Source organism: Paenibacillus sp. B46(2026), from assembly GCF_056786355.1.
In genome coordinates this window covers 5,323,306-5,341,185 of the sequence record NZ_CM165907.1, presented here as the reverse complement: position 1 = coordinate 5,341,185, position 17,880 = coordinate 5,323,306, and the positions used below count along the sequence as shown (strand labels likewise).

19 protein-coding genes are annotated in these 17,880 nt (G+C 50.1%); 14 read left to right on the top strand and 5 right to left on the bottom strand.

Going from position 1 to position 17,880, the window contains the following annotated elements; genetic code table 11:
• Nucleotides 1-214 precede the first annotated feature (214 nt).
• A complete protein-coding gene (locus tag AC1S8V_RS23730; RefSeq protein WP_482074568.1) occupies nucleotides 215-1,537 on the bottom strand; it encodes a dicarboxylate/amino acid:cation symporter in 1,323 nt (440 codons plus the stop codon).
• Between the two features lie 121 nt (nucleotides 1,538-1,658).
• On the bottom strand, nucleotides 1,659-2,699 hold the full coding sequence (locus AC1S8V_RS23725; RefSeq protein ID WP_482071020.1) for a DctP family TRAP transporter solute-binding subunit: 1,041 nt from the start codon (nucleotides 2,697-2,699) through the stop codon (nucleotides 1,659-1,661).
• Between the two features lie 115 nt (nucleotides 2,700-2,814).
• On the opposite strand from AC1S8V_RS23725, the gene AC1S8V_RS23720 reads away from it, so the two are divergent.
• The 3 genes from AC1S8V_RS23720 to AC1S8V_RS23710 all read left to right on the top strand — a co-directional run bounded on the left by AC1S8V_RS23720 (nucleotide 2,815) and on the right by AC1S8V_RS23710 (nucleotide 6,792).
• Nucleotides 2,815-4,407 carry an ATP-binding protein gene (locus AC1S8V_RS23720; RefSeq protein WP_482071019.1) on the top strand — a complete coding sequence of 531 codons (1,593 nt, stop codon included), beginning with the start codon at nucleotides 2,815-2,817 and terminating at the stop codon, nucleotides 4,405-4,407.
• The gene (locus AC1S8V_RS23715) at nucleotides 4,404-5,270 is read left to right on the top strand and encodes a response regulator (protein ID WP_482071018.1); all 867 of its coding nucleotides are present in this window, start codon (nucleotides 4,404-4,406) and stop codon (nucleotides 5,268-5,270) included. Before AC1S8V_RS23720 ends, AC1S8V_RS23715 begins: the two co-directional genes overlap by 4 nt.
• Before the next feature lie 103 nt (nucleotides 5,271-5,373).
• Nucleotides 5,374-6,792 (top strand): NAD-dependent malic enzyme, encoded by a 1,419-nt coding sequence (locus tag AC1S8V_RS23710; protein WP_482071017.1) that lies wholly within the window; start codon nucleotides 5,374-5,376, stop codon nucleotides 6,790-6,792.
• Between the two features lie 64 nt (nucleotides 6,793-6,856).
• Here AC1S8V_RS23710 and AC1S8V_RS23705 read toward each other — a convergent pair whose 3' ends face one another.
• The gene (locus AC1S8V_RS23705; RefSeq protein WP_482071016.1) at nucleotides 6,857-7,033 is read right to left on the bottom strand and encodes an IS3 family transposase; all 177 of its coding nucleotides are present in this window, start codon (nucleotides 7,031-7,033) and stop codon (nucleotides 6,857-6,859) included.
• On the opposite strand from AC1S8V_RS23705, the gene AC1S8V_RS23700 reads away from it, so the two are divergent.
• A complete protein-coding gene (locus AC1S8V_RS23700) occupies nucleotides 7,007-7,336 on the top strand; it encodes a hypothetical protein (protein ID WP_482074626.1) in 330 nt (109 codons plus the stop codon). The genes AC1S8V_RS23705 and AC1S8V_RS23700 overlap by 27 nt on opposite strands.
• On the top strand, nucleotides 7,276-7,494 hold the full coding sequence (locus AC1S8V_RS23695) for an RHS repeat-associated core domain-containing protein (protein ID WP_482074567.1): 219 nt from the start codon (nucleotides 7,276-7,278) through the stop codon (nucleotides 7,492-7,494). The genes AC1S8V_RS23700 and AC1S8V_RS23695 overlap by 61 nt, the downstream gene beginning before the upstream one ends.
• A gap of 134 nt (nucleotides 7,495-7,628) precedes the next feature.
• Here AC1S8V_RS23695 and AC1S8V_RS23690 read toward each other — a convergent pair whose 3' ends face one another.
• The gene (locus AC1S8V_RS23690) at nucleotides 7,629-8,504 is read right to left on the bottom strand and encodes a DUF72 domain-containing protein (RefSeq protein ID WP_482071015.1); all 876 of its coding nucleotides are present in this window, start codon (nucleotides 8,502-8,504) and stop codon (nucleotides 7,629-7,631) included.
• 446 nt (nucleotides 8,505-8,950) lie between these two features.
• On the opposite strand from AC1S8V_RS23690, the gene AC1S8V_RS23685 reads away from it, so the two are divergent.
• The 5 genes from AC1S8V_RS23685 (at nucleotide 8,951) to AC1S8V_RS23665 (ending at nucleotide 13,244) form a co-directional block, all read left to right on the top strand.
• Complete coding sequence (locus AC1S8V_RS23685) at nucleotides 8,951-9,694, top strand: class I SAM-dependent methyltransferase (RefSeq protein ID WP_482071014.1); 744 nt, start codon at nucleotides 8,951-8,953, stop codon at nucleotides 9,692-9,694.
• A 26-nt stretch (nucleotides 9,695-9,720) separates the two neighbouring features.
• Nucleotides 9,721-10,704: an MBL fold metallo-hydrolase gene (locus tag AC1S8V_RS23680; protein ID WP_482071013.1), complete on the top strand. Its 984-nt coding sequence runs from the start codon at nucleotides 9,721-9,723 to the stop codon at nucleotides 10,702-10,704.
• A gap of 230 nt (nucleotides 10,705-10,934) precedes the next feature.
• Nucleotides 10,935-11,351, top strand: a complete 417-nt coding sequence (locus AC1S8V_RS23675) for a hypothetical protein (protein WP_482071012.1) — start codon at nucleotides 10,935-10,937, stop codon at nucleotides 11,349-11,351.
• Nucleotides 11,348-12,391, top strand: coding sequence for an FAD:protein FMN transferase (locus AC1S8V_RS23670; RefSeq protein ID WP_482071011.1), 1,044 nt, complete (start codon nucleotides 11,348-11,350; stop codon nucleotides 12,389-12,391). Before AC1S8V_RS23675 ends, AC1S8V_RS23670 begins: the two co-directional genes overlap by 4 nt.
• A 199-nt stretch (nucleotides 12,392-12,590) precedes the next feature.
• Nucleotides 12,591-13,244 carry a ferric reductase-like transmembrane domain-containing protein gene (locus AC1S8V_RS23665; protein ID WP_482071010.1) on the top strand — a complete coding sequence of 218 codons (654 nt, stop codon included), beginning with the start codon at nucleotides 12,591-12,593 and terminating at the stop codon, nucleotides 13,242-13,244.
• 160 nt (nucleotides 13,245-13,404) lie between these two features.
• Here AC1S8V_RS23665 and AC1S8V_RS23660 read toward each other — a convergent pair whose 3' ends face one another.
• On the bottom strand, nucleotides 13,405-13,971 hold the full coding sequence (locus tag AC1S8V_RS23660; protein ID WP_482071009.1) for a phosphatidylglycerophosphatase A family protein: 567 nt from the start codon (nucleotides 13,969-13,971) through the stop codon (nucleotides 13,405-13,407).
• Nucleotides 13,972-14,129: 158 nt separating this feature from the next.
• Here AC1S8V_RS23660 and AC1S8V_RS23655 point away from each other — a divergent pair, with 158 nt between their 5' ends.
• From AC1S8V_RS23655 to AC1S8V_RS23640, 4 genes are all read left to right on the top strand, one after another.
• Complete coding sequence (locus AC1S8V_RS23655; protein WP_482071008.1) at nucleotides 14,130-15,185, top strand: GerMN domain-containing protein; 1,056 nt, start codon at nucleotides 14,130-14,132, stop codon at nucleotides 15,183-15,185.
• Between the two features lie 118 nt (nucleotides 15,186-15,303).
• Nucleotides 15,304-16,059, top strand: coding sequence for a ribonuclease PH (rph, locus tag AC1S8V_RS23650; protein ID WP_017692572.1), 756 nt, complete (start codon nucleotides 15,304-15,306; stop codon nucleotides 16,057-16,059).
• Between the two features lies 1 nt (nucleotide 16,060).
• Nucleotides 16,061-16,684 (top strand): XTP/dITP diphosphatase, encoded by a 624-nt coding sequence (locus tag AC1S8V_RS23645; RefSeq protein WP_482071007.1) that lies wholly within the window; start codon nucleotides 16,061-16,063, stop codon nucleotides 16,682-16,684.
• A gap of 350 nt (nucleotides 16,685-17,034) precedes the next feature.
• On the top strand, nucleotides 17,035-17,877 hold the full coding sequence (locus tag AC1S8V_RS23640; protein WP_482071006.1) for an STM4015 family protein: 843 nt from the start codon (nucleotides 17,035-17,037) through the stop codon (nucleotides 17,875-17,877).
• Nucleotides 17,878-17,880: the final 3 nt, after the last annotated feature.

Here is a 17,880-nt window from a genome sequence, read left to right as displayed (position 1 = left end):
CAAGCTACTGTCTACCGTAACGGTTTGAGTATCGACCCAACGAATTATACGTGTGGTTTGAAGTTTCCATTTTTCTTGGGGAGGGGTAGAGGATAAGTGAATTCAATGTAACATTTCTTGACTTTTTCTACTATCCAAAAAAGCGCAGTATCCCTGTATTGGCAGGACGCTGCGCTTTTTATGCTTTAGTGAGCAAGTTAGCTTGGACCCTAGCTTAAGACTGCTCCGTAGCAGGCTTAACGAGATTTCCAGCGAGACTTGTGCTATCAGTAGTAGGAGCTGGCTCAACTTTTGCAGCTACAGCCGCTTCCTGCGCACCGTCTGGATGAAATTCATTTTCCATCTTGGCAACGACGACGGTTGCGACGCCGTTGCCGATTAGGTTCGTGATGGCACGAGCTTCAGACATGAAGCGGTCAACGCCGAGCAGCAGCGCCATGCCAGCAACAGGAATGCTCGGGAAAGCGGCAAGCGTCGCTGCCAGCGTAATGAACCCGGAGCCCGTAACGCCTGCGGCTCCCTTGGACGTCAGCATCAGTATGCCGAGCAGCGTAAGCTGCTGCCAGAGCGACATCTCGACACCGGATGCCTGAGCGACGAACATCGCGGCCATGGACAAATAAATCGCCGTACCGTCAAGGTTGAACGAGTACCCGGTTGGAACGACGAGCCCCACAACCGGCTTGGAGCAGCCGTATTTTTCAAGCTTATCCATCATGCGCGGCAGCGCCGATTCGGAGGACGAGGTGCCGAGCACGAGGAAGATTTCATCCTTGATGTAGCGGATAAAGCTGAAAATGCTAAAGCCATAAAAGCGGGCAATCGATCCGAGCACAATGATGATGAACAGCGCCATCGTAATATAGACCGAGCCCATCAGCTTGCCAAGCGAGGTTAGCGAGCCAATGCCGAACTTGCCGATCGTGTAGGACATTGCGCCGAAGGCAGCAAGTGGTGAAAGCTTCATGATCATATTGACGATGCCGAAAAAGCCATGCGACAGCTTGTCAAACAGCTGGGTTACCGGCTTTGCCGACTCGCCCATCGCCGTAAGCGACAAGCCGAACAAAATCGCGAATAAAAGAATCGGCAGCAAATCGCCGCCAGCCATGGCCGAAATGGCATTGTCCGGAATAATGCCGAGAATAAAATCAACCATGCTGTGGCTGGACTGGGCAGCTGCGTCGGTGTACTTCGTAACGTCGCCGCTGGCTTTGCTGGCATCAATGCCTGCGCCCGGCTTCACGATATTGACGACGATGAGACCGATCGCAAGAGCTAGCGTCGTCACAATTTCAAAATAGAGCAGCGCCTTGCCGCCGATGCGGCCAACTTTTTTCATATCGCCCATATTGGCAATGCCGTTCACGACGGTGAAAAAGACGATGGGCGCAATAACCATTTTGATCAGCTTAATGAATCCATCGGCAAGCACTTTCATTTTCTCGCCAAACTCCGGGAAGAAATGACCGAATAAAATACCAATAACGATAGCACACACGACTTGGACGGTTAGGTTTTTCAGGTTGAATTTCAGCTTCATGAGGAGGTCCCCACTTTCTTTTATCAAAATGAAAACGCTTTAATTTCGTTTGCGTCCTCATTGTAAAAGAAGGAGAGGCCCCGTCACAAGCATACGGTCATATTGTTCGTTTTGGTTATTTCGGTCGCGTGATTTCATTCATCAGCGTTTCCCCGATAATCTCGCGGTATTGGTCATAAATCGGCAGAAAAGCCAGCACCCATTGCTCCCGCTCCTGCGGGGTCAGCGTATGGATGTCAATATCCTTCGATTGCTTGAGCTGGCGAAGCTGCTGCTCCTGCATGGCCGCTGTGTTTTGCTTCATCCACTCGGTCGTTTCTGCAAGCGCGTTTTGCAGCTCGGCCTGAATGCCCGCGGGGAGCCCATCCCAAAAGCTTTCGTTGAACATTACGCCATAGCCAAGATAGCCGTGATTGCTAATCGTCATATAATGCTGCGTCTGGTACAGCTGCTTCGTAAAAATGTTGGATATCGTATTTTCCTGTCCATTGACGATGCCTTTTTTTAAGCTTGCGAACACTTGGTTAAAGGAAATTTTTGCTGTAGTGGCACCAAGCGCTTGAAACTGGCTGATTACGACATCGCTCGGCAGCATGCGGAATTTCAGCCCTGCAAAATCTTCGGGCACCCGCAGCGGATGGGTGCTGTTCGTCATTTGCTTGAAGCCATTGCTCCAAAATGCAACGCCTTTAATATGATGCTTCTCCATTGCAGCAGCTAACAGCGTGCCAAGCTCGTCTGCAAGCGCCTTATCTACTGCTTGCTGATCGGCAAAAGCAAAGGGCAGATCCATGACGAGCCATGCGGGATCGACGGCGCTTAGATTGGAAAAGGAGGGTGCGATCATTTGGATATCTCCACGTTTGAGCGCTGCGACCTCGGTATCCTCGGTATACAGCATACCGTTCGGAAATATTTGAATTTCGACGGCATCATCCGTCTTTTCCTTGACGAGCTGGGAGAAATGGGTCGCCGCCAGCCCTTTCGGTGTATTTTCCGCAACAACGTGGCTGAATTTAATGACGATTCTCTCCTTCAGTCCCGTCTGTTCTTCATCAAAGGGCAGAGTACGAGTTGCCTCGGGACGAAAGCCGAACAAAATAGCCGCCAGCAAGCCTACAGCAATAAAGCTGATCATACCGATTGCGGTTTTCATTTTTGAGCCACCACCCTTTCTGCCAGATTAGTATCGTTTGCCGCAGTTGCTATTTTACCCTTATTATTTCACAATAGAAAAAAAACGTAAACGAAGCAAACAGGGAGGAGAAGCGATGCTCAGCCGTCTGCGAATTTATTGGAAAATAATATTGCTGTCATTCGGACTCGTTCTCCTCTCGCTGCTTATCGGGGGCATTGTCGTGATTGGGAGCGTCACCCGTATGAAGGAGGACGAGCTTAAACAGCGGCTGCTGATTACTGCCCGTACCGTTGCCGAGCTGCCGAGCATTAAAAATCAGATCAATGAACCAGATAGCGCAAGCTGGATTGCGCCTGTGGCGGACAATATCCGCATTATTAATAATGTGGCATATGTTGTTGTACTGGACATGAACCGGACGAGGTTATCGCATCCATTGGCGGCGAGGATCGGCGGCAAGTTTGATTCATCGGATGCGGATGCGGCGTTTGCCGAGCACACGTATATGTCGAAGGTGAAGGGGGAGGCGGGCGTTGCGCTGCGCGCTTATGTCCCGATTATGAATGAGGCGCATGAGCAGGTAGGTGTCGTCGTGGCGGGTGGGCTGCTGCCTGGGCTGGCAAAGCTTATCGAGGAGCAGAAAAGCTCAATTGTGCTCACGCTGCTGATTGCTTTATTGTTTGGGATATTCGGGTCAGCGCTGCTTGCCCGGCACATTAAACGGCAGATGTACAATTTGGAGCCGCATGAAATTGCGCGTATGTATGGGGAACGCACGGCGGCTTTTCAGGCGATGCATGAAGGGGTCATTGCAATTGACCGCCTTGAGTTGATTACGATTTTTAATGAGCGGGCGAAGCAGATTTTCAACGTATCCCGCGACGTAGTGGGTTTGCCGATTCGTGAGGTACTGCCGGATACAAGGCTGCCGGAAATTATGGAGCTGGAGCGCCCCGTATTCAATCAGGAGCTGCGAGTGGGCAATACGCTGATTTGGAGTAATCGCATTCCGATTCGTGAGCAGGGAAAGATGATCGGGGCGATAGCGATTTTTCAGGATCGGACCGAGGTGGCGCGAATGGCGGAGGAGTTGACGGGTGTGCGAGAGTTCGTCGATGCGCTGCGGGTGCAAAATCATGAGCATAGCAACAAGCTGCACACCATTGCCGGACTGCTTCAACTGGATAAAAAAGAGCAGGCACTGCAATATGTGCACGATATTTCCGGTCAGCAAGAGGAGCTGACTCAGTTTCTGCATCAGCATATTGCGGATGACAGCCTGGCGGGCCTGCTGCTTGGCAAAATCAGCCGGGGCAAAGAGCTGGGTATCCAAGTTAAGCTTGATCCTCATATGGAGGTAAAGCAATTCCCCGTCATGCTGGATCAGCATGATATGGTGCTGCTTATCGGCAATTTAATCGAAAATGCTTTTGATGCGTTGGCTCAAGTGGATCGTGACGATAAGGAAATTTATGTTAGTATGGAGCAGGATGAAGAGCTGCTGTCCATTCTTGTTGAGGATAATGGCTGCGGCATGACGATCGAGGTGCAGTCGCGTGTACTTGAACGGGGGTTTACGACAAAAGGCAGCGATAATCGCGGCATTGGACTGTATTTGGTGAGCAGCATCGTCGATAAAGGCGATGGAGAGCTGCGTATTCAGTCGGAGCTAGGAAGCGGCACAGCTATTGAGCTAACATTTCCGATGGGAGGAGCTGGCGGATGAACGTGAAAGCGGAGGATAACAACAAGGGGCAGGACGGATGCTTTTTCAAAGTGGTGCTAATTGAAGATGATCCCATGGTGCAGGAGGTCAACCGCCAGTTTGTCGAGCAAGTAGACGGTTTTCAGGTCGTGGGCATTGCAGGGAATGGGCAGGAGGGCTTGCGTCTCATCCGTGAGCTTGCGCCGGATTTGGTGTTTCTTGATGTTTTTATGCCAGCATTGGACGGGATGGCTGCGCTGCGGGAGCTGCGTTCGGCGGCAATGCCCGTTGACGTTATTGTGGTGACGGCGGCGAAAGATCCGGAGACGATTCGCGAAATGCTGCGCGGGGGCGCGATGGATTATATTATTAAGCCATTCAAGCTGGAGCGGATTCGCCAGACATTAGAGCGTTACCGCGACCGCCACGAAAGTTTGGCGGAAGAAAAGGGCGTCACCCAGGAGGAGCTGGATCGAATGCTGCTCAGTGGGGAGAACTGGGTGCAAGGGCAGAAGCGTGGTTATGGGCAGCAGGAAGCTGGACAAGTAGGAGAAACAGGACAAACAGGGCCAGCAGGACGAGCTGAACAAACAGGACAAGCAGGACAAGCAAGGCAAGCCGGATTTGCTGGTCTGGATGAGCAGCAAATCAGCCTGCCGAAAGGTTTGAATGCGGTTACATTGCAGCAAATCGTCGAAGTCATGCATCGCTTGGAGGGCGGAGTTTCGGCAGAGGAAGCAGCCGAGGGGATCGGCATTGCCAGAGTAACGGCGAGGCGCTACTTGGATTTTTTGGAGAAGAGCGGTTATGTGAAGCTGGAAATCAACTATGGCGGGGTTGGGCGTCCAATCAATCGCTACGTTCTTCAGCAAAGACCAAAATGACCAAAACCTACAATATGGTCAAAAGCTTCCCACGCTTTCATGTAACCGTTAACATGAAGGCAAATAACAAGCGCTTAAGCGTTTGCATGGGAGTGTGGTCAGGATGGCAGTGCCAGCAACGGGAAGCACGAATATCGTACTGCGTTTGGAAATGGACAAGGAAACGTCAACCTTCGGGCGAATTGCTACGGCAATTGGGGAAGCGGGCGGCGACATTGTAGCCGTTGACGTCAGCGGGACAAGCAAAACATCAACGATTCGTGATGTGACGGTCAATATTACGGATACGCAGCGCAAAGAGTTAATTGTAAGCGTATTAAATAAGTCGCCGGGCGTTAAGGTGCTTCAAGTATCAGACCAAACCTTTCTCATGCATTTGGGCGGCAAAATCGAAGTAACGCCAAAAATGACGATTAAAACGCGCGATGATCTATCGCGGGTATATACGCCGGGCGTCGCAAATATTTGCATGGCGATACATGAAAGCCCGAAGCGGGCACACTCGCTCACGATAAAAAGAAATACGATTGCCGTCGTATCGGATGGAAGCGCCGTATTAGGGCTCGGCAATATCGGGCCGCTCGCGGCGATGCCGGTCATGGAGGGCAAGGCGATGCTGTTCAAGCAGCTCGCAGGAGTTGATGCTTTTCCGATCTGCCTCGATACACAGGATACGGAGGAGATTATTGCGACGATTAAGCGCATTGCCCCTACTTTCGGCGGCATTAATCTCGAGGATATTTCATCGCCGCGCTGCTTCGAAATTGAAAGGCGTCTCATTGAGGAGCTGGACATTCCAGTGTTCCATGATGATCAGCATGGCACAGCGGTTGTACTGCTTGCAGGCCTTATAAATGCGGTCAAGCTGGCAGACAAGCAGCTTGCAGATTGCAAGGTTGTGCTGTGCGGCGTTGGGGCGGCAGGAATTGCCTGCACGAAGATTTTGCTAGCGGCAGGTGTGCGGAACATCATCGGGGTTGACCGTGATGGCGCGCTTGTCGCTGGCAACAGCTACGAGCATGAAGCGTGGAGATGGTATGCGGAGCATACGAATCCGAACCGGGAGCAGGGCGAGTTGAGCGAAGTTATTGCGGGCGCAGATATTTTTATCGGCGTATCGGGGCCAGGTGTGCTGAAGGCTGATGATGTTCGCAAAATGGCGAAGGATGCGATCGTGTTCGCGATGGCGAATCCAACACCGGAAATAACGCCGGAGGAGGTGGAGGGCCTTGTGCGCGTCATTGCGACGGGACGGTCGGATTATCCGAATCAGATTAACAATGTATTATGCTTCCCCGGATTGTTCCGCGGCGTATTGGATTGCCGAGCTTCGCGCGTGACAGAGGAAATGAAGCTTGCTGCCGCTGAGGCCATTGCTGCGGTGGTTACCGAGGATGAGCTGAATGAATATTACATTATTCCGAGCATTTTTAATCCGCATGTGGCGGATCGCGTCAAAGAGGCAGTCATTGAAGCGGCTTATGCTTCGGGCGTTGCCCGCAGACGGGAGCGGAAGCTGTAATTTGTAATTGGCGAGAGTGTTGAATAAGAGATCAGCTGGTTATGTTGATGGAACGCATTTACGGTTATGGCATGACGACCAGACGGTAGACTTTCTTCTTGTTGATTACAAGCCGGTGCTGGCGCCTTAACAGCTTTGTCAGCTTACGATATCCGTAAACGGACGTGTACTCGTCAGCTAGAAACTCAGATCGGCTGACAGTTATGCAGAACAAGTGACGAACTACTTGTATGACCGTCACTCCGTCATTTTGGAGACGGATAAAACGGATGGGGTCAGTGTGCGATATGTGAAAGGGATTAACTATATCGCCCGAATCGATCAGGCGGACAAGCTGTGGTATTTCCTATTCAACGGCCATGGGGACGGTGTGCAGACGGTGGATGAGCAGGGAACGATAGATAACCAGTATGACTACGATCTATTCGGCAGCCCGACGCTGACGATTGCGCTGTATGAAAGCACGATTCGCTATTCGGGAGAATTTTACGATGCGGAAGTGGCCTGTATTACCTGCTGGCGTGTTATTATGATCCGTATGTAGGGCGGTTTATATCCGAGGATACGTATAGAGAGCGAGCGAATGAGCCGTTGTCGCTGAACCGGTATACGTATGTGCTCAATAATCCGGTGATTTGTTTTTTACGAGGTAAATTTAAAAACATAAAATCAGCAACAAATCGGCATGAGGCCATCTTCTGAAGCGGAAGGTGGCCTTTCAAAATTTCACTCAATTTTAGCCTCGAAGCGCTGCCACGCCGATTTTTTTTCTCACTAGTGAAGTTTGATTAAACTGTTTGTTCATTTAAGTAAGAATTAAAGTGTCTGCCTAGATTCTAAAACAGTTCCAGCTGCTCCGGTCCTTCTTCCTTCTCCGGTTCAGTACGGTCAGGAAAAGGCTTCACCGGCAGGTCCAGCAGGTCCATCATCATCTGGGCATTCGCCGCTGCATCGCCACCGGAGTTGTTGTTGAAAATAACATAAACATCCTTGCTCTGCTCCTGCAATTGCTCCAGATAATCTTTCCACTCCAACAGCTCTTCCTTGTTGTAACGGTACAAATAACGAGTCTCGCGCCAATTGGGCGCACCATTCTGATGCCAGCCGGACACGTTGCGTCCGTGCATGCGAACCAGTGTCATCTCCGAATCAGTCGCCTCCGGCACGATGGGAATGGAACCGGGACCTGCCTGAGGTTCGTCACAGACACTGTGAATCCAGCCTTGCTCTTTCAGGAACGCAAGCGTCCGCTCGCGCATGCCATCTTCATACCAGCTGCGATGACGGAATTCCAAGGCACAGGGAATGCCCTCCATTCTCAGTTTCACTTCACGAAGCTCTTTCACGTTGTCTTTATTACATTCGAACCAGGGTGGATATTGAAACAAGGCTGCTTGCATCTTGCCGGCTTCAATGACGGGCTCAAGTGATTCTCGAAAAGCCTTATACATCTCCGACGTGCTCGTGAAGTAGGGTTTGCCTCGCAGATGTCCGGTCATTCCCTGATAGGCTTTGATGATAAAAGCAAAGGATTCGGGCGTCTCGGCAGCCCACCGTGCCATTCGATCCCGCGGCTGAACGGCGTAGAAGGAACTATCCACCTCCACGGTGGAGAAGTATTGTCCGTACAGACTGAGCTTGTCTTTCGCTTTGGTACGGTTCGGATAGAGATCGTCCTGATCCCCCCATCCGGTAAGTCCGATGCGAATCATAAGAACACCTCCTGTTGCTTATAGTACGCGTTCATAAAGAACGGTTTTCAGTACCGAGAAGATGGGATGAAGCTAGAAATGGAGTAGCGGAGCGTAGGAAAACTACGTGAGCAACCGCAATGTTTCCGAAGGAAACATACTTCGTAAGCACCCACTTATTTCGGCTGAATTCCATATTCGATGCTGATGATGCCAATAGGCATCCTTCGTAATCAAAAGCGGGCTTTTTGAACAACCTCTTATAGTTAACCGATTCGCAGGGGTATGCGTATGATTAACATTATATCGTGTGCATTTTGGCTCTTCAATGCGGGTGATTTACTGGATTTTTTTGAGTTTGCAGCATAAAGACGTTACAATAAATTAAAGCTTAGGGGAAATGATCAGGCCTGTACAACAGTATATGACGGACAGAGGGCCAGTGACCATGTGGAGGGCGAGAATTAATGACGGAATGGTATGAAGAGAGTTTTGGAGAAGATTATCTGCTCGTATACAAGCACCGGGATGTGCAGGGTGCCTATCATGAAGTACATAAAATGATTAAATGGTTAAAGCTTGAGCCCAATTCTGAAGTGTTGGATCTCTGCTGCGGTATGGGACGGCACTCACTGGCACTGGCTGATGCAGGATTACGAGTGACCGGAGTCGACTTGTCCGATGTGCTACTGCGCGAAGCGCGCCTAATGGATGACGAACACCGAGTAACGTGGTGCCATGCAGACATGCGTGAACTTCCGTTGAAAGGTGGCTTTGACGCCGTAGTCAATCTGTTCACATCGTTTGGTTATTTCCTTGAGGACGGAGAACAATTGAAAGTGTTACGCGCCATCCATCGCATGCTTCGGCCGGGTGGCAGCTATATAATTGATTTTATGAATACGGCTTATGTGACTCGTCATCTGGTGCCACACTCGGTTCGAGAGGATGAAGGGCAGCGGATTGAGGAGTTTCGCAAAATTGAAGATGGATTTGTGCAAAAGGAAATTCGCATTACGGATAGCGCATCCGGACATGAACCGCGGGTATATCAGGAGCGTGTGAAGTTGTACACACGGGATCAACTGAGTCAGATGTTAAGTGAAGCTGGACTTCAGGTAGATCAGGTCCATGGCGGCTATGATGAAGAGAAATATGACGAGCAGGCTTCTCCGCGTATGATTTTTGTGGGTCATCGTCCTGTGGAGTGAACAGACCGTCTGGAAGGGGAAAACGTATGAAGCGAACAGAAGAGATGTCCATGACAGAGGGCATACATCGGGTCAAGATTACCATGTCTTTTCCTCTGCGATGGGTGAACAGTTATGTGCTGTCTGAACCGGATGGAACGATCACTATCATAGATCCGGGACCACGTAATTCGGAGACGGAACAGGAGTGGCATGAAGCGCTGGCAGATCTCGGCCTGACCTTTAGCGATGTTCATCAAATTGTGCTAACCCACCATCACCCGGACCACCTTGGGGTGTCGGGATGGATGCAAAAGATGACGGGTGCACCCGTTCGAATGTCCACACGTTCTCGCCAAGAGGCCGATTATATGTGGGGACCTGATTCACGCATGAATACAATATTACCTGATTATTATGGTCGTCATGGTATGCCCGAAGACAAGACCGAGCAGATGCATGAACATATGAAGGCATTTACTTCGCAGATCACGCCACTTCCGAATGTGACTCCCATTGAAGACGGTGAGTGGCTTGATATGGGCGGGAAACGTTGGGTTGCTGTGGAGACGGGGGGACATGCCCCAGGCCATTTATCCTTTTATGCGCCGGAGTCGATGGAGATTCTGTGCGGAGATGCAGTGTTGCCACAGATTTCACCGAATATCAGTCTGCAACCGGGCAGTGACCCTCAGCCTTTATTTTCTTATATGGAAGGATTGCATCGTCTCGGGGCTCTGAATGTCAAGCAGGCGTATCCGGGGCATCGAAATCCTTTTGCCCAGTTCAGCGAACGGACAGCTCATTTGCTTGTTCATCACGAGGAGCGCCTTCAGAAGATGACCGAGCGAATTCAGGAGTCACCGGCGAATGCGTATGATATCTGTGTATACATGTTTGGCAATCGGCTCGGTACCCATCAACTGCGGTTTGCCATGAGTGAGACGTTGGCCCATTTGCAGGAGTTAATTCGACGGGAAGTGACGAAGCAAGAGCAGCAACCGGATGGCACGTTCTATTTTCGAATCTAACGAAATGATGATATGAATATGAAATGATAGTACGCTCCTATATAAAGGCTTTGTACAGGAAATTCACCTGTTCAGGGTCTTTTTTAGTTTGACACGACTTCCGTGAAATAAAGCTTTAGCCTTTCTTAACCGTTCATTCATCTATTTTTAAGCCAGCGCGCCTATGATACATCTATGAACTTCGCTAGGGCGTGTCTTAAGACACACCCTAAAGAAAGCAGGGAAGAGCGATGACCAGAAGAAAACGGAATCAATGGAGAAAATGGCAAGCTTCAGCGGCAGCAACGTTGACCGTGGCTGCACTCTTTCAATATGTAAGAACTTCGGATGCCTTTGATGTGGCCTATGCAGCAGCGAATGGCACGGATACAAGCGTTACTGCTTCAAGCCAAGTGAATACACGTGATGATGTGATGGATGAATGGATCAGCAGTACAACGGACAACAACAACTGGAACACGCAGGACAATGACAATAATGATCGTCAAGATAATGGAACATCCGATAGCTCACAAGCCGCTGTGCCGAATCAGAGCATGAGTAACAAGGGAAGTTATTCAGATGCTCAGCGTTTCGGGCAAAATAACCAGGATACAGACTCCGGATACAGCAGTGGCAACGATCAGTCACGCACAGGTGCATCATGAGCCGCACGGAGCAAGTCGCTCGTCCGCTCCGATTTCAATTCCGTGCAATGAACACGGATGTTGAAGTGCAACTGTCCGCTGGGCGGGAAGAAGCTGAACATGCAGCAACCTTGGTGAAGAATTGGTTTGAGACGCAGGAGCAACGATTCAGCCGATTTGTGGCAGAGAGTGAATTGAATCGTCTGAATGGCTCTACCGGATGGATGCCTGTCTCGGCTGCGATGGATGAAGTTTTGAGTCTGGCGTACGGTTACATTGGACTGACCGAAGGGATTTTTCAGCCAGGCATCTCGCAGGCTCTTCAAGTTTCGGGATATGATCTATCCTTCGAGAAGGTGCAACAACGACAATCGCAACGTCCATTGCTTGAGCGCATACTGCGAACGAGAACACCTGAATTATCAGGGGGGATGGAAAATCGATATGACCACAGTCGTCCGAGCTGGATTCAGCGGGAAGGCAGCCGGATGGTTCATCTGGACCCCGGAGTTGAGCTGGACCTGGGAGGGATTGTTAAGGGCTGGGCAGTGGAGCGCATTGCAGACTGGTTGCAGCGAACATTGCATATTCCGGCGGGGTTGATTAACGCGGGTGGAGATATCCAAGTATGGGGCACATCAGACCATCCCCAGTGGAGCTTGAAAGTAGCCGATCCTTTGCAGGATCAGGGGAATGTGTCAGGGGCGGTTCGCTTACAGCGAGGAGCTGTTGCCACTTCTGGTATTTCCCGCAGACAATGGCAGAATACGGACGGAAGCCTTGCACATCACCTCATTGACCCACGGACGATGGAACCGGCGGATACGGACGTATTGCAGTGTACCGTTATGGGACAGCATGCTTCGCAATGCGAGATCATTGCCAAGACGGTCTGCATTTTGGGGAGTGCCGAAGCGGTGGGCTGGTTGAACCGACATTACGATCGGCATGACGTCCTGTGGATGACACGGGATGGAAGTACTTATTTTAGAGGGAATACGGATACGCTCGCTGAGCACTGGCCTGGTTTTGATCCGGATCATCGCTTCAGTCTGATCTAGGACGTGTCTCAAAACTCGCTGAAGTGCATCTTTTACCGCCTTTTTCGCCCCCTGCTGCGTCACTTTCCCTTGACGTACCCCGGCACGTCTGCGGAGAACTTCCTGGCTTGGAACGAAAATTCGGCAAAATCTGCTTCCTTCGGAGTTTTCCAGACACGCTCTAACGAGGACAAGTCTAACAGATATGGGGGAGCCGGTTATGGCACAATGGATTGTAGATTACCTGCCGACGTGGAATATCATTCGAATGAGTGGGATTGCTGCTTATGTGCTGCTCTTTGCCGGTGTGTTTCTGGGCATTGCTCAAGGGATGCCTATGGCCAAAGGCAAACCAAAAGCAGCCATGTTCAAATGGCATACCCGAACGATCTGGCTCGCCTTCGGACTTGGACTCATGCATGCGTTAACGTTATATATTGATCACTACAGCCCGTTTACCTGGGGAGAACTTCTGATTCCTTTTTCCGCCTCCGTGCATCCGATTGGCAGTGGTCTGGGAACGTTAGCCTTCTACGGATTAGTGATCGTCCTGTTATCCAGTGACCTGCGGAACAAGCTGGGTCGCAAATGGTGGTTCATGTTCCACATGCTGTCCTATCCGGTGTTCATTGGTCTGCTGGTTCACGGTATGGTAACGGGAACAGACTCTGGCAATATCATCATGCGAATGATGTATGTATTCACTGGACTCAGCATCCTCGGCATCACTGTGCTGCGTGGCATGTTGAGAGAGCGCAAAGGCCCGGAAATCACGATTGGACCGAAATGGACAGCATCTGAGCCAGCTGCCGAGCAGAAGTGGGTTGAAGGTTATGGTTTGGCGGGAACGGTACGACCTAAGCATCTGAAATAATAACATGTGGATCATCCAATGTGTATCGTACACATGCAAAAGAAGCGGCCATCAGGCCGCTTTTTCCATGAATAGTTATTTCATCGAACAGTTATTTCACCAAGCATCCACACACATGGCCAATGTCCCACATGAATTCAGGAATGGAACGAGTTAAGCGTTAGACAACATCATCGCTAGTAGGTTTTTTCCCCAACGCTTCTTCCATCTCGGATTGTTTGCGATGGGCGATGCGACTGCTTGCTGCCGATGCAATTGCACCGACAATATCATCGAGGAACGTATGAATAGGACCATGGGTCTTGTCATTCAGTCGCTCCAGCACTCCTGGCTTCAACTTGTCCACGTACCCGTAGTTGGTGAAGCCGATGCTGCCATATACATTGACGATGGAGAATGCCAAAATCTCATCCACGCCATATAGTCCTTCATCGTTCTCGATCATTTCCTGCAAAGGAGATATGAGCTGACCTTGTTCAGCCAGCAGATCGAGCTGAATGCCGGTCAGAACAGCGTTCTGTACCTCGCGTTTACGGAGAACCTTCTCCACATTATCGATACATTCTTCCATGGTAAGATCAGGGTAGTACTTTTTCTGCAATAACATAACCAGTTCTGCGATCTCAGGGATCGTGACGCCCCGCTTATGCAGCCATTCCCGTGTTGCCTCCGCGACTTTGCGGCTATTCAGGCTATAAGGGATTTTTTCTTGCTCCGGATGTTCCATGGGCGATTCCTCCTCTGAAGTTAGCAATGTCCTTACTCTTGCTTTCTAATACGTTATTAACCTCTTTTACGTTTCTTATTATCTTTTAGTTATTTTTTGGACAAAGGCTCGTATACATGGTAGTACAAACTGTAAAAATGATGAGGGGGAACGTGATCATGAGAAAGATCCATTCTTTGCGTACGGTATCGGCAGCTGCGCTGCTGAGCATTCCTATGGTGTTGTCAGGCTGTGGCATGTTTGGAGCACAGTCTTCCGAAGCTGTTGATCCACCACCGCCCATCCAGGAAGCAGCCATGATTCAGGCAGCCGAAGGGAATGGGGCACTCGCAACGCTCCCTTTAACGACGGTATATCTGCAAGACCAGCAGGGACTGCTCGCTCCGGTATCCCTGACACTTCCTTCCGGAACAGATGCCAGCAGTCCAAAGACAGCACTGGATACACTTGTCACAGGCGGGGCCTATGCTGGCATGTTGCCTGAAGGCTTCCAGGGTGTTCTTCCGCAGGGAACGGTTGTTCAGAATGTAACGATTCATGCGGATGACAAGTTGGCGGTCGTGGAGTTCTCGGGTAATTTTGCCAAGTATGATGCGAAGGAAGAACGGAAAATGCTAGAAGCTGTCACGTGGACGTTGACGGGAACACCTGATGTGGAGAATGTGCAGATCTGGGTGGATGGCAAGAAGTTAACGCAAATGCCGGTGAACAGCACGCCGTTGCCTGAACCGCTGAATCGGGCTGTGGGAATCAATCTGGATTTGGGCGATACGTTTGTGACCAACAGCAGCCCGGTTACGGTCTATTTCTCAGCTGCTTCGCCAGCAGGCATCCAATATTATGTTCCGGTTACACGTCTGGTCACCCCTGGTGAAGATCGGGTGCAGGCGGCATTGAACGAACTGATCAAGGGACCTGACAAAGGCGGAGAATTGGAAGAGGTCATGACAGGCGGAACAGAGCTGAAATCGGTCAAAACGGCCGAGGATGGCACGGTAACGGTTGCCCTGAAAGACGATATGTTTGCTGAAGGGGATATCGTGCCAAGCGAGCTGTTACAGTCCGTCGTATTAACTACTGCGGAGAATACAGCCAGCAAGGATACCAAAGTGCAGATCGAATGGAACGGCCAAAAAACGGTCATGGGTGACGACAACAGGGATTACAGTGCGCCAGTTTCCAAGCCTGAATATATCAACGAAATTCCAATTTAATGCACGGAGAATGCTTAAGGATGCTTTTAACCGAACTCTTTGGTAAAATATAAGGGATTAGTAAAAGTGTGAACAAGCTCAACATTACAGGATGCTTAAGTCGTAGGAGGCAGAAAAAATGAGATCAAACGGACGAACCAGCGAACAGCTGCGCCCGCTGAATTTAACAGTAAACACGAATAAATACGCCGAGGGCTCTGTACTGATTGAAGTTGGAGATACAAAGGTTATCTGTACAGCTACAGTCGAAGAACGTGTTCCTCCCTTTATGAAAGGGCAGGGTAAAGGCTGGGTAACAGCTGAATATTCCATGCTGCCACGTGCAACCCATACCCGAAACCAACGTGAAGCCAATCGCGGCAAATTAACTGGACGCACCATGGAAATCCAGCGTCTGATTGGTCGGGCACTGCGCTCCGTAGTGAATTTGCAGGCTCTTGGTGAGCGTACCATTACCTTGGACTGTGATGTCATTCAAGCCGACGGAGGCACACGCACAACGTCCATTACCGGTGCGTTTGTAGCGTTGGCGCTTGCCGTGAACAAGATTTCCCAACAGCACAAACTGCAAGTGTTCCCGATTACGGATTTCATTGCTGCGGTAAGCGTGGGTGTTGTGGGTGAACAGCCTGTACTGGATCTGAACTATGATGAAGATTCCAAAGCCAAGGTAGACATGAACCTGGTGATGACAGGTGGCGGCAAATACGTTGAGTTGCAGGGAACAGGCGAGGAAGCACCATTTGATCGCCGTGAGCTGAACGCAATGCTGGAACTGGGCGAGCAGGGAATTCTGGAAATGATCGAGCGTCAAAAAGAAGTGCTCGGACCGATTGCGCTCAAGATCGGCGCACGTGGATTAGGGGAAGCGTAAGATGAGCTTGGACAGCCCAATCCTCATTGTTGCAACCCGCAATGCGGGTAAAGTTCGTGAATTCGCTCATGCTTTCGCACCGCTTGGCAAAGAGGTCAAGAGCATGTTTGACTATCCGGAGCTGCCGGATGTAGTAGAAGACGGTGTAACGTTTGCGGAGAATGCCTGGAAGAAAGCCAAGGCGGTTGGTGATGCGCTTGGTTTGCCCGTTCTGGCAGACGATTCAGGACTTTGCGTAGATCTGTTGGACGGGAAGCCGGGAGTGTATTCAGCGAGATATGCAGGCGAAGGAGCAACGGATGCACAGAATAATGCGAAGTTGCTGGAAACACTGGAATCGTTGAAATCCGGTGAGGACACCGAGCAGCCGCTACTAAGTCCGGCTCGTTTCGTCTGTGCACTGGTACTGTACGATCCGACAACCGGAGACAAGTATGAAGCAGAAGGTACTGCAGAAGGCTGGATCACGGCTGAAGCAGCAGGTGCTGGCGGTTTTGGATATGATCCACTCTTCTATGTCCCTGAATACGAGATGACGATGGCAGAGCTTACGCTTGAGCAAAAGCAGGCGATTAGCCACCGTGGTCATGCGCTGAGAGCGCTCGTATCCAGACTTGAAGGCTGAGACTAAGCGGAACATCTTGATTTAGCTTCAATGATATGTGAACATCAAAGCGTTAATGGAAGGACAGAAGCATTCCGATGGGATGGTTTACCCGCCATTAACGCTTTTTATATGAAATGAAGTATTTGATTGGGGTTGGCGAGGTCCATCCATATACCTAAATGATGATGGCTATTTCTGTGACTATATAATGGAACATATGTTCCTATACCTATATGAAAAATGGTTTACATTGCACGATTAGGAATCTCTTTGGGACTGGAGTTGGAAGAAGTTGCAAGCCTTGTGTGGTATGGGTTAACATTCAAATTAACGAATCATATATGTACCTTAAACGGAGGGATCTACTCATGCAAGAAGTGAAGCTTGTTGTATCTTACGATGATTATGAGGACGGCATTCGTATGGAAAAATTAATTAAGGAACTGGCAGCTAAACCGGAGGCCAGCTCACTGGAAAGTCTGGTCATCGGAGATTGGGGACAAGCGTATGAAAATTCGCCTGAAGAGTTCATGGGCACGCTCGTCGAGTCGGCCCCAAGCTTTCCGTCATTGAAAAAATTGTTCATCGGAGATATGGGATTCGAGGAATGTGAAGTATCGTGGATAATTCAGACGAATCTCACCCCTCTGTTGGGCGCTTTTCCAGAATTAAAATCATTTTCGGTGAAGGGCAGCAGTGGTCTCAGTCTGGAACCGATCCAGCATGCGAAGCTCGAAGAATTGGTTATTATTTGTGGCGGTCTCCCGAAAGAAGTGTTATCCTCGATCGCCAGCGCCGAGTTGCCTGAATTGCGTAAACTTGAACTGTATCTGGGTGTGGATGATTATGGTTTCGATGGTTCACTTGAAGATGTGCTTCCCCTTCTGGAACAAGGATTATTTCCAAAGCTGGTTTACTTGGGTCTGAAGGACAGTGAAATTCAGGATGAGATTGCGAAAGCAGCAGCTGAAGCGCCTATTCTGGATCAACTTGAAGTACTGGATTTGTCACAGGGAACATTGTCCGATGAAGGGGCCGAGGCACTGCTTGCCAGTGACCGGATCAAAAAGCTTAAACATCTGGATCTTAGCTACCACTATATGACAGACGAGATGCTCATTCGCTGGAAGCGTTCTGGCCTATCTGTAGATGTTAGCGATCAGCAACAGAGTGATGAGGATGACTGGCGCTATCCGTCGTTAACGGAATAGATA